The 11,699-nt window shown below is 46.8% G+C and carries 10 protein-coding genes; 7 read left to right on the plus strand and 3 right to left on the minus strand.

Annotated elements, in window-relative coordinates:
* Positions 1–162: 162 nt before the first annotated feature.
* A complete protein-coding gene (locus C161_RS10195; RefSeq protein WP_036670100.1) occupies positions 163–1,374 on the minus strand; it encodes an asparaginase in 1,212 nt (403 codons plus the stop codon).
* A gap of 487 nt (positions 1,375–1,861) precedes the next feature.
* On the opposite strand from C161_RS10195, the gene C161_RS10200 reads away from it, so the two are divergent.
* Positions 1,862–3,064: a cytochrome P450 gene (locus C161_RS10200; RefSeq protein WP_036670101.1), complete on the plus strand. Its 1,203-nt coding sequence runs from the start codon at positions 1,862–1,864 to the stop codon at positions 3,062–3,064.
* A gap of 106 nt (positions 3,065–3,170) precedes the next feature.
* Here C161_RS10200 and C161_RS10205 read toward each other — a convergent pair whose 3' ends face one another.
* Positions 3,171–4,382 carry an MFS transporter gene (locus C161_RS10205; RefSeq protein WP_036670103.1) on the minus strand — a complete coding sequence of 404 codons (1,212 nt, stop codon included), beginning with the start codon at positions 4,380–4,382 and terminating at the stop codon, positions 3,171–3,173.
* A gap of 204 nt (positions 4,383–4,586) precedes the next feature.
* Between C161_RS10205 and hemE the strand changes: the two genes are divergently transcribed.
* The 6 genes from hemE (at position 4,587) to C161_RS10235 (ending at position 11,081) form a co-directional block, all read left to right on the plus strand.
* Complete coding sequence (hemE, locus tag C161_RS10210; RefSeq protein ID WP_036609707.1) at positions 4,587–5,651, plus strand: uroporphyrinogen decarboxylase; 1,065 nt, start codon at positions 4,587–4,589, stop codon at positions 5,649–5,651.
* Positions 5,644–6,594, plus strand: coding sequence for a ferrochelatase (gene hemH / locus C161_RS10215; RefSeq protein ID WP_036609705.1), 951 nt, complete (start codon positions 5,644–5,646; stop codon positions 6,592–6,594). The genes hemE and hemH overlap by 8 nt, the downstream gene beginning before the upstream one ends.
* Positions 6,594–8,018, plus strand: a complete 1,425-nt coding sequence (hemY, locus tag C161_RS10220; protein ID WP_036670104.1) for a protoporphyrinogen oxidase — start codon at positions 6,594–6,596, stop codon at positions 8,016–8,018. Before hemH ends, hemY begins: the two co-directional genes overlap by 1 nt.
* Before the next feature lie 185 nt (positions 8,019–8,203).
* Positions 8,204–9,625, plus strand: a complete 1,422-nt coding sequence (locus C161_RS10225) for a CapA family protein (RefSeq protein ID WP_036670106.1) — start codon at positions 8,204–8,206, stop codon at positions 9,623–9,625.
* Positions 9,626–9,649: 24 nt separating this feature from the next.
* Positions 9,650–10,402 (plus strand): glycerophosphodiester phosphodiesterase, encoded by a 753-nt coding sequence (locus C161_RS10230; RefSeq protein ID WP_036670108.1) that lies wholly within the window; start codon positions 9,650–9,652, stop codon positions 10,400–10,402.
* Positions 10,403–10,448: 46 nt separating this feature from the next.
* The gene (locus C161_RS10235; protein WP_036670110.1) at positions 10,449–11,081 is read left to right on the plus strand and encodes a fumarylacetoacetate hydrolase family protein; all 633 of its coding nucleotides are present in this window, start codon (positions 10,449–10,451) and stop codon (positions 11,079–11,081) included.
* A 122-nt stretch (positions 11,082–11,203) separates the two neighbouring features.
* On the opposite strand, the gene C161_RS10240 is transcribed toward C161_RS10235, so the two are convergent.
* Positions 11,204–11,611 carry a hypothetical protein gene (locus tag C161_RS10240; RefSeq protein ID WP_036670112.1) on the minus strand — a complete coding sequence of 136 codons (408 nt, stop codon included), beginning with the start codon at positions 11,609–11,611 and terminating at the stop codon, positions 11,204–11,206.
* Between the last annotated feature and the right edge of the window lie 88 nt (positions 11,612–11,699).

The following is an 11,699-nucleotide window of genomic DNA, read 5'->3' on the forward strand; positions in this document are numbered from 1 at the left end:
AAACTCCGATGAAACACGATCTCACGCTTTTATGCTTGTGAGGTGGATCGTGATGCTGTACGGAGTTTTCTAAAAACACACAAAGAAGAGACGACACACCTTGAATCACAGGGAGTATCGTCTCTTTCTTTGTGTTTACAGATATCGTTATAGTAGTTCTATTTATACTTCAGGTGTTCCGTACGTTTCAAACCATTTTTTGATGGTGTCAAAATCATCACTGAAGGACAGGCCCAGCATCAATAATACACGAGCTTGTTGTGGACTCAGGTTGTCGCCTGCAATGATACCTTTGCCGCCGCCGTACACACTTCCTGAACCCGTCCGAGTGGTGGTCACAAAGATGACACCTTCTTCAATGGCCTTGGTACGAGCTTGTCCCATAGCTCTGGAGATGCCACCAGCTCCGGTACCGGAAGTCACAATTCCTTTGGCACCGCTGCTCACAAATCCTTCAATGGCTCCCCCGCCAGCTTCTTGATATGAGATCGCAATTTCTACTTTCGCCAGATCTGCCTTTGTGATTTTACTTAGATCAAATACGGGCTTTGCTGTGCCTTCAGGTTTCAAGGCACGTGCAGGAGCACGGTAGATTCGGATATTTTCTTCATCAATATATCCTACAGCGCCGAGCATGGGCGTTTCAAACGTATCTGTCCGATAATCATTTGTCTTGGTTACACCGCGAGCAAGCTGGATTGTGTCATTCAACATGAGTACTGTGCCGAATGAAGTGGTACGACCACTGCCTGCAAGTTTGATGGCGTTGTACAGATTGGCTTGAGCGTCAGAACCGATGACGGTCCATGGACGCATGGAGCCTGTGATCACGACAGGTTTGTCACTCTGAACAGTCATATCGAGGAAATAAGCGATTTCTTCCATTGTATCTGTACCCGTGGTAACGACAACACTGTCATACGTTGCCAGAGCTTTGTCTACCGTCTGCGACAAGTCATAGAGGTCGCTCATGCTATAGGAACCTGAACCTGAGTTTCCGAATTGGAGCGTGCTAACATCAGCAATCTTCTGTTTATCCGGTAAGGCGTCTACCATCTCTCCAATCGGAAGTGTACCTGCCTTGTAATTCTGGAAGCTGGTGGCATCCTCGGATTGACCGGCAATCGTTCCGCCAGTTCCGATTACCAATACATTAGGAAGTGCAGATTGTTTGGAAGAGTCTGGTATTGCAGGAATGGAAGTATTGCGAGCCGGAGTAGTAGTTGCTGTCTGAACAGCACCTGTTGTGCCTTTCACCTCTACCGTAGCTGCGTGCGCGGCGTAGGTTCCAATGGGGGACAACGAGATGGTCAATGCTGTTAAAGCTGCGGTACTCCATACGGCCCAGGGACGAAGATTGGATGTTTTACTCATGAATAGCACTCTCCTTCAAGTAAGTGTGATGTTAAGTTTGTTAAGAAGAATATGTATACCATTTCAAATTGATTGTATTTTATGTTAAGTAATATGACAAATATAGATAACAATAGAGTAATCGGTTACATTCATAGATAATAAGAGTAAAATGATTGTTTATAAGGAATTATGAAATATTATTCATTTTGATCAGAGATAGAAAAGAAGCGGTTTTAGTATTTTTGAAGGAAAATAAGCCCTTGTAATGTTAGTTAACATTACATAATGAGTCTTTTGTCCTGATAAAATGAAGCATTTTAATAAAAGAATGTCGAATTGGGACTCATATCAGAAGTAGGTAACAGAATGAGAGGATGATAGTAACGCATATTAGGTAATGGGGCTCAATTACGGTCTAAAGAGTGGTTTCGTTATAGAGTTATGTTTATAATAGGGGTGATCAACATATGTAAATAAATATATAATATTGATTGGAGGAGAAACGATGAAACAGGCACCGAGAAAGTATGCAAATTACATTCCGATTCGGGAACTGGAGACTTTGGAAGAGAGGTTATCTCCCTTCAAGGTGTATGCAGAACTTCGTGATAACACTCCAGTCCGCTATGATGAGCATCGAGAATGTTGGGATGTTTTTGGTTATGAAGATGTGAAGTACGTTCTGAAAAATCCGAAACTATTCTCTTCTGCACGTGATCGTGCCAATACGAGCATGTTGACGACAGACCCTCCCAAACATAAACAGCTGCGTGATCTGGTGAATCAGGCGTTTACACCCAAGGCAATTGAAGCATTGGCTCCGCGTATTCAGGAAATCACAGATGAGTTAATTGCTCCACACCTGTCAGAAGGACATATGGAACTTATTGATGACCTTGCAACACCACTGCCCGTCATTGTCATTGCGGAATTGATCGGAGTCCCTGCGGCGGATCGTCAAAAGTTCAAAGACTGGTCTGATGTGTTGGTGAAAGGCGCGCGTGACGATAGTGATCAGGCTTTCCAGGAGTTATTGGAGGAGAAAAAAAGAAATATGCAGGAGTTGCATATCTATTTCACTGGCATTATGGAAGAACGTCGGTTGCAGCCAAAGGATGATCTGATCTCATTACTGCTTGCTGCGGAGATTGATGGTCAGCAATTGACTTCAGATGAAGTGGTAGGCTTCTGTATTCTATTACTTGCTGCCGGTAATGAAACAACAACCAACCTGATTACCAATGCGGTTCGTATTCTGTCTGAACAACCCGAGCTACAACAGGAGTTGCGCGAACAGCCTGAACGGATTACTTCTGCGATTGAAGAGACGCTGAGATATTATCCGCCAATTGTCGCGATTGGGCGGGTCGCCAAGGAAACTGTAGAGTTGAATGGTCAGACGATTCAAGCTGGAGAGCAGGTGATTTCCTGGGTTGGAGCAGCCAATCGGGACAGTGCCCAATTTGAACACCCGGAAGATTTCATCTCTGATCGCAAGCCGAACAGGCATATGGGCTTTGGTTTTGGCATTCATTTTTGTTTGGGTGCACCACTCGCTCGATTGGAGGCAAGGGTAGTTCTTCATACATTGCTTCAGCACATGGGAAACATTCAACTTGTGCCTGGAACGGCTCTGCAACCGATACAAAGTGCTTTTGTATTTGGTGTGAAACATTATCCGATAGAATTCAATCTAATAAATAAATGATGAATGGCGCATGAATGACAAAAGCCGCTCTCAGGCCAATTAGGCGCTGGAAGCGGCTTTTTCAAATGGAACAGTAAGATGTACTCATTAAGAAATGGATAGGGAATCAGGATTCCCGAATAGAAGCAGGTTTGTTATACAATTTGAATCGGACCCAAACCATATTAAGCAGCAGCAGTCCGCCAGATACGATAAACAGACCTTCGATCCCGATGAATCCTGCCATAAATCCTCCAATGATCGCTCCAAGCATGTTGCCCAGCGCCAGAGTACTCGTATTAAAACTGAATGCACGGCTGATCATGCTATCGGATGTGTAGGAACGGATCAGGGCATTAACGCTCGGAAGCAGGCCACCCATGAATACACCCATCATGAAACGAACAAGAATGAGCTGCCACACGGTCTGAACAAATGCCTGCGGAATAAGCATGAGTCCTGTACCTATGAGGGAGAACGTCAGCACCTTGTGAGGACCAATCCGGTCACTCAGCTTCCCGAGAATCGGAGACATCGCCATATTGGATAGTCCCGTAACTGCACCGACAAGTCCTGCCCAGAAGGCCACGTTTACATCCGAAGCATGCAATTTTTGCACATACAGCGGCAAGAGTGACATGGGGCTAATCATTGCAAACTGCAACAGAAACGTCACAGCAAACAGTGCGGGCAGTTGAGGTGACTTGTTCAATTCCTTCAGACCGGATAATACGGATTGTGCCGGCAGTTTGGCTGCTTCTTGACGGTCGAATTTCTCTCTCACCAGGAACATGGCGAGCATGGAAGCGACAAAGATCAGTCCACCTGTAATGTAGAAAATGGGGCGGAAGCCTACCGCATCAGCTAGCAAGCCACCGATGAGCGGACCCAGGATGGTGCCGGCAACCTGCCCGGACTGACTGATTCCCATGGCGAAACCCATGCGGTCCTTCGGTGTGGTACCCGATATCAGCGCAACAGCTGCAGGATTGAAACCGGAGATGGTACCGTTAAGCAAACGCAATAAGAGAAGCTGCCAAGGATTCTGTGCCAGACCCATAAGGGCAATTACGATGGCCATCCCGAATCCCGAACGCAGCAGCATAACTTTACGACCATACTTGTCCGATAACTTGCCCCAAAGCGGTTGGAACAAAAATGAGGTGAGGAAATTGGCTGCAAAAATAAATCCCGCCCAAATGCCAATTTCATGTTCGCCAACAACGCCCAGATCTCTTGCGAGATAAAGAGACAAAAATGGGGTAATCATGGTCATGCCCGAGTTGACCAAAAATTGTCCGAACCAAAGCACAATGAGGTTTACTTTCCACGTTTTCAAAGTGCTTTCACTTCCTTTCAAAGATATTTCTGTAATTCTCAAAAAAACACCATTCTTTCATTATAACATAATTGGCATATGAGGGATGGGTGTAAGGAATGTCATAGTATTGTCACGTAGAACGCATCTGCATGTGGTTGTTACGGCTGTTTAAAAAGGGCATAATGGTAATTATGAGTCCAAAAACTATTGGAGGCTTCTTACATGAGCTATAATGATCGACTGATTCGGGCAAGTTTCAAACAACAGGTAGACCGTGTCCCGGTATGGTACATGCGTCAAGCTGGACGTTACGATCCTGAATATCGCAAAATTAAAGAAAAATACTCCTTGCTAGAAATCTGCAAACAACCCGAGCTGGCGGCTGAAGTTACACTCATGCCGGTACGCAAACTTGGTGTAGATGCGGCTATTTTGTATTCCGATATTATGAATCCGGTTGCCTCTCTGGGCATTGATTTTGACATTGTAAAAAATATTGGACCGGTAATCGATAATCCTATTCGGTCGGCTGCAGATGTGGATCGGCTGCGTCCCATCGATGTAGAAGGAGATCTGTCACATATTCTGGAAACCATTCGAATTCTGGATAAAGAGCTTGATGTGCCTCTTATTACGTTTGCGGGCGCACCATTCACGATTGCGAGTTATCTGATTGAAGGACGACCTTCGAAAGGTTATATCCGCACCAAAACGATGATGTACAGCGAGCCTGAGGTGTGGCACAAGCTGATGCAGAAGCTTGGTGATATGGTTATTACATATGTCCGTGCGCATATTGCGAATGGCGGTAAGGCATTCCAGTTGTTTGACAGCTGGGTTGGAGCACTTTCTCCCAAAGACTTCAGAACATATGTGTTGCCTACGATTACCCGTATCTTTACCGAATTATCGGATTTGAATGTACCGAAGATTTATTTCCCTGGTGTTGCATCCGGTGAGTTGTTGCCAGCACTGCATAATCTGCAAGCCGATGTGATTGGACTCGACTGGAGAGTATCCATTTCGGAAGGGCGGCAACGTCTTGGCGGCAAATTTGCAGTACAGGGTAACCTGGACCCATATTTGCTGACTGCCCCGATGGAACTGATTAAAGAACAAGCCAAAGTGATTATTGACGAAGGAATCAAGGAGCCGGGTTATATTTTCAACCTCGGACACGGATTATTTCCTGAAGCATCGCTAGAAAAGCTCAGAGAACTAACGGCGTATATTCATGAATATTCTGCCGAAGCAATGAAGAGTGGGGTGACGGTAACCAATGACTAATACTGTAGGTGTACTGGTGATGTCGTATGGCACACCGGAAAATATGGAGAGTGTTGAAGCGTATTACACACATATCCGCAGAGGACGTCCGCCTGAACCAGAGCAATTGAAAGAACTGACGGATCGTTATGAAGCCATTGTTGGCGGTGTTTTCCCACTTCGGGAGAACACAGACAATCAGGTCAAGGCCCTTCAAGAGACATTAAACCGCGATGAGCGTGGCACTGATGTGGAATTCCGTTGTTATCAAGGACTGAAGCATGCCTATCCGTTTATTGAGGATGGCGTGGAGCAGATGGCGAAGGATGGAATTCAGACAGCGATTGGTATTGTACTGGCTCCTCATTTTTCCACGATGAGTGTAGGCAGTTATATCAAACGTGCACGTGAAAAAGCAGAAGAGCTGGGCGTTCATATGTCCTTTATTGAGAGTTATCATCTGCATCCGAAGTTAATTCAGGCGTTGTCCACACGTGTCAGTGCCAAGTTGGACGCTTTTGAGGAAGCTGGAGCAAAACGCGGAGATGTGAAAGTGTTGTTTAGTGCGCACAGTCTGCCGGCACGTATTGTGGAGATGGGTGATCCATATCCGCAACAATTGCTGGAGACTTCGGAAGTGATTGCATCACGTGTAGGCATAACGAATTGGCAATTTACGTGGCAGAGTGCCGGACGAACAGCTGAGCCTTGGCTTGGACCGGATATTCTGGATACGTTACAGGAGCTTTCTCGTGAACAGGTAGAGGATGTGCTTGTGGCACCAATCGGGTTTGTCTCGGATCATCTCGAAGTGCTCTATGATCTCGATATTGAGGCCAAATCGATTGCCAAAGAGATCGACATGCGCCTGATGCGTATTGATTCTCTCAATAGCGATCCTCTATACATGGAGACCTTAAGCGACGTTATTATAAGCCAATGGCAGCAAGGGTCGGATGAGTAATGGGTGATAAGAAACGCCGTGTTGTTGTTGTCGGCGGTGGCCTTACCGGCCTCAGCGCGGCATTTTATATCCGCAAGCATTACCGGGAAGCAGGAGTTGAACCTGTGATTACTTTGGTCGAGAAAAGCTCGTCCATGGGAGGCATGATTGAGACACTGCACCGGGATGGATTTGTGATTGAAAAAGGGCCGGATTCTTTCCTGGCTCGCAAAACAGCAATGATTGACCTGGCTAAAGAATTGGAGATTGATCATGAATTGGTCAGTCAGAATCCGGAGTCGAAGAAAACGTATATCATGCAGCGTGGCAAGCTTCATCCTATGCCAGCAGGACTTGTTCTCGGTATTCCGACAGAACTAAGACCATTCTTGAGAAGTGGTCTGGTCTCTCCGGCAGGCAAACTGCGGGCGTTGATGGATTTTGTCATCCCGCCGCGTCGTACAACAGAGGATGAATCGCTCGGTTATATGATTGAACGCCGTCTTGGAGCAGAAGTGCTGGAGAACTTGACGGAACCGTTGCTCGCGGGAATCTATGCAGGTGACATGCGACGATTGAGCCTCCAGGCTACCTTCCCGCAGTTCGGAGAAGTAGAACGCGATTACGGCAGCTTGATCCGGGGCATGATGACAGGCCGCAAACCGGCTGAGACGCATACCGGAACAAAACGAAGTGCTTTTTTGAACTTTCGTCAGGGACTCCAGAGTCTTGTTCATGCACTCGTCCATGAGTTGCAGGATGTGGATCAACGTCTGAACACCGCGGTGAAGTCACTGCAACGTCTTGATGCAGCACAAACCAGATACCGTGTTGAACTGGATAATGGCGAAATGCTTGAAGCCGATGATGTAGTGGTTACTGTGCCAACGTATGTTGCGTCTGAGCTGTTGAAGCCTCACGTGGACACAGCGGCACTGGATGCGATTAACTATGTGTCTGTAGCCAATGTAGTGCTCGCTTTTGAGAAAAAAGAGGTGGAGCATGTATTCGACGGGTCGGGTTTCCTCGTTCCGCGGAAAGAGGGTCGCAATATTACGGCTTGCACGTGGACATCGACGAAATGGCTGCATACGAGCCCGGACGATAAGGTGCTACTTCGCTGTTATGTTGGTCGCTCCGGTGACGAACAGAACGTAGAGCTTCCGGATGAAGCGCTGACGAATCTCGTTCTCAAGGATCTGAGAGAGACGATGGGTATTGAAGCAGTGCCGATCTTCTCCGAGATTACAAGGCTACGTAAATCCATGCCACAGTATCCGGTGGGACACCTCCAACATATTGCTGCCCTCCGTGAGGAGCTTGGCAGCAAATTACCGGGTGTGTACATTGCAGGTGCAGGTTATGAGGGCGTAGGTTTGCCTGATTGCATCAGACAAGCGAAGGAAATGTCTGTTCAGGCTACACAAGAGCTTGCAACAGATTAAGTACAGCAAGAGAGCTGTCTCAAACGTAGAATTATCTACTGGAGAGATGGCTTTTTTTATGTGAAGATCTGGAAGCTAACTGAGTTCATACCCTTTCAATCGATACAGTTCCAAGGAATGATGGAAATCCAGAATATGCCTGATATAATGGTATGTATGGCTGTGAAGAAGAAGAGGAGTTGCTTATGTATCCCCCAAGATCAGAGCGAAGTGTAAAGAAGAAAAAAGGTAGTAAACGCACCCGCAATACAATCACAATCATCTGGACAGTTAATATTGTATTGATCATTGCAATTGGTCTGGTGGGCATTTTTTATGTCATTAATACACGTCAGCAACAGGCAGACCAGCCGGTGAAACAAGAAATCGTCGATCAGGATCAGCCTTCCATTGGAGACGATGCCAAAGGCGGCGATCAAGTAACTTATCCAGACTCGGAATCAGATGAGACTTCGGAAGAAGATCCTAAAGCTACGGATGAAGAGACAACAGAGGATGTAGAAAAGACAACGGGAGTAGCGACACCTGACACTTCAAGCAATACCAATAGTGAGAAAGCAGAATCCGAAACGAAAAAACCTGTGGCAACTTCGACACCATCCAGCACCAAGGGAAATGCAGGTGTGGATCAGGAATCAGGGGCGTCGAAACCTTCCAATTCAGCGAAGGATGTCACGATTAACTTTGTTGGTGATATTCAATTCTCGGGCAAAGTTGCTGAACTGCTGGATAAGAACGGTTATGATTATCCCTTTGCCAAACTCGGCAGATTATTCAAGGATGATGATCTTACCATCGGTAACCTGGAGACACCAATAACTCGTGGTGGTACCAGTGCAACTGATAAAACCTATGTCTACAAATCATCGCCCAAAGCATTGGCGGCAATGGCTTCAGCCGGTTTTGATGCTGTCAATTTGGCAAACAATCATATTCTGGATCAGGGCGTAGAGGGCTTGGTGGATACGTTAACTTATCTCAAGGAATATGGCATAGCTCACACCGGGGCAGGTATGAACAGGGATGAGGCCTATGCACCAGCATATCTGGAACGCAAAGGCATGAAGATTGCATTGCTTGGGTTCTCCCGAGTTGTACCGGAAACGAGTTGGAAGGCGGAAGGCAATCGGGCTGGCGTAGCTGAAGCCTATGATTCCACAGGAGCAGTCAAAGCGATCCAAGAGGCCCGTAAGAAGGCTGATCTGGTCATCGTGGTTGCACATTGGGGAGAAGAACGTGTAAGTACTCCGAATAGTGACCAGACCCGATTGGCTCATGAGTTTGTAGATGCTGGCGCTGATCTGGTTATAGGTGGTCATCCTCATGTGTTGCAAGGGCTGGAGTACTATAAGGGGAAGTGGATTGCATACAGTACGGGAAATTTCATTTTCTCCAGATCAACAACTGAAGAGACATGGAAAACGGCGGTATTTCAGGCTCGCTGTAGTCAAGATGCAGCTTGCAGCATGAAAGTTATCCCTTATGAGGCCGGGCTTGGCCAGGCCATTCCGATGATCGATGAGGCGAACAAACTGCTGTTGGAACAGATGGCAAAGCTCTCCCCGGGCATTCGATATGATGGGAATGGAGTCGCTTCACCTAATTAAAAACCTTTTTGAGGAGGGAATCAAATGAACAACCTTTGTGTAGCGCACCGTGGATTTTCTTCTATTGCACCAGAGAATACGATGGCTGCATTCCTGATGGCCATAGAGCGGCCTGAAGTTCAGTGGATGGAGCTGGATGTGCAGTTGTCGCGTGATGGTGTACCAGTGGTCATTCATGATTTTACAGTGGACCGCACGACAAATGGCAAGGGCCTGGTTCGGGAAACCGATTGGGCTGATCTGCAACGTCTGGATGCGGGAGCATGGAAAAACAAGTCTTACAAAGGCGAACGGATTCCGGCGCTGAGTGAATTGTTAGATCGCTCGTGCGGCAGAGTGCGTTTGAACATTGAATTGAAAACGCAGGGAGACATGTACCCGGGTCTGCCTGCGGCTGTTATACATGAAGTGAGAAAAAGACATATGCAAAATGATGTTGTGATCACCTCATTTGAACCAGCCGCTCTAATCGAAGTGAAGAAACTTGCGCCGGAGATCCAGACGGGGCTAATTATCGATGCACGACCTGGTGATCTGTTAACCGCCCTGCGGCAGATGAATTGTACATTCCTCTCGATTGGATACACCAATGTAGACAAATCCTTAATGAACGAGATGCGGAGTGCAGGCATTCGGGTGATGGCTTGGACAGTGGATGACAAGACCATTATGAAGAAACTGGCGGCAGTTGATCCAGAACTCATGTTATGTACGAACCGTCCTGACGTGTGGGAGTTGGCATTTCAGGAGACGAGCAGCCGATTTTTCAGACCCTAACTTTCCTATATGCACTAATGAATCCGATAAAGGTGGTAATATACCCATGTTGACTAACATTCGCAATGTATACTGTGTAGGACGCAATTATAAACTTCACGCGGAAGAATTGGGTAACGCGGTTCCGGATGAGCCAATGATCTTTATGAAACCTTCTCATGCAGTCGTGCCCCTGAATGGTGAAACGCTTGAATTGCCTGCTAGCAAGGGTGAAGTTCACTATGAAGCTGAACTGGTCGTGCAAATCGGCCGGAGTTATGAGCCAGGTATGGCGGTGGATGAGCTGGTGGATGCGTATGCGCTTGGTATTGATTTTACGTTACGTGACGTACAGACCGTGATTAAGAAAAAAGGCCACCCGTGGACAGCGGCCAAAGGGTTCAGAAATTCCGCTCCGGTTACTGCATTTCAGGCATTCCCGGGTGCGGCAGCTTTACTTGAGAAAGACTTTACATTGACCAAAAATGGTGAGGAAGTCCAGCGTGGTAACATTCGTAACATGATCTTCAGTTTACAAGATATTGTGGATTATGTAGGTCACCATTACGGCCTGGGGCCGGGCGATGTCATTTTTACAGGAACACCGGAAGGTGTTGGACCAACACAAGCAGGAGATGTGCTCGAACTGGCATGGGACGGCGAATCCTTGGGTGCCTGCACGATTGGGGCAGCGCAATAAGGATTACACATCATACCTGCTTGAGATGAATAGGGTACAAGAAAGGGGCGTGAATACGCTCCTTTTTGCTGTGTTATCGTGGATATATGTTTATATCTTCATCGTACGGATACGCTACTAATTTAGGCCAAGCTGTATGCTGTGTTTGCACTCCGCGTGACCAACTCTTCCAGTTCAGCTTGTTGTGCAGCATGTTGCTCCGAGCTGATACTTCCACTTGCGAGCCGTTCATCCAACTGTTCCTTGAGCTGCCTTACTTGTATAGCAATGACCTCATCCAAATTCCCGTTGTTTTCTTCCGTAATCGTCCTCAGTGATTTGCCGTTGTACAGTTCCTGGTACAGATCCACTTCTGAAGCCTGATTCAGAGCGTCGAGCAGCTCATCACTGCTTCCCTCACGAGTGTCCAAGTCAACGATGGACCATTTAGCAGTAGGTATGGGAGAGATGGCAGACTGGCCCCAGGCTGTTCCAGAGAAGGACATAGTGACAATCATTGTGCCTATAATAATGACTCTTTTCATATTCATATGGATAATCCTCATTTCTGTAGTTGAGTACGAACTGAATCGTAGCTTGTCGTTGATGTAGTTGTAGATGTTTCGATCTGAGAATAGT

It is taken from the genome of Paenibacillus sp. FSL R5-192, assembly GCF_000517845.1.
GTDB lineage: Bacteria > Bacillota > Bacilli > Paenibacillales > Paenibacillaceae > Paenibacillus > Paenibacillus amylolyticus.

Coding starts and splice junctions, on each gene's coding strand:
- C161_RS10195 (WP_036670100.1), bottom strand. CDS start 1,374: ATGAGTAAAACATCCAATCTTCGTCCCTGGGCCGTATGGAGTACCGCA.
- C161_RS10200 (WP_036670101.1), top strand. CDS start 1,862: ATGAAACAGGCACCGAGAAAGTATGCAAATTACATTCCGATTCGGGAA.
- hemE (WP_036609707.1), top strand. CDS start 4,587: ATGAGCTATAATGATCGACTGATTCGGGCAAGTTTCAAACAACAGGTA.
- hemH (WP_036609705.1), top strand. CDS start 5,644: ATGACTAATACTGTAGGTGTACTGGTGATGTCGTATGGCACACCGGAA.
- hemY (WP_036670104.1), top strand. CDS start 6,594: ATGGGTGATAAGAAACGCCGTGTTGTTGTTGTCGGCGGTGGCCTTACC.
- C161_RS10225 (WP_036670106.1), top strand. CDS start 8,204: ATGTATCCCCCAAGATCAGAGCGAAGTGTAAAGAAGAAAAAAGGTAGT.
- C161_RS10230 (WP_036670108.1), top strand. CDS start 9,650: ATGAACAACCTTTGTGTAGCGCACCGTGGATTTTCTTCTATTGCACCA.
- C161_RS10235 (WP_036670110.1), top strand. CDS start 10,449: ATGTTGACTAACATTCGCAATGTATACTGTGTAGGACGCAATTATAAA.
- C161_RS10240 (WP_036670112.1), bottom strand. CDS start 11,611: ATGAATATGAAAAGAGTCATTATTATAGGCACAATGATTGTCACTATG.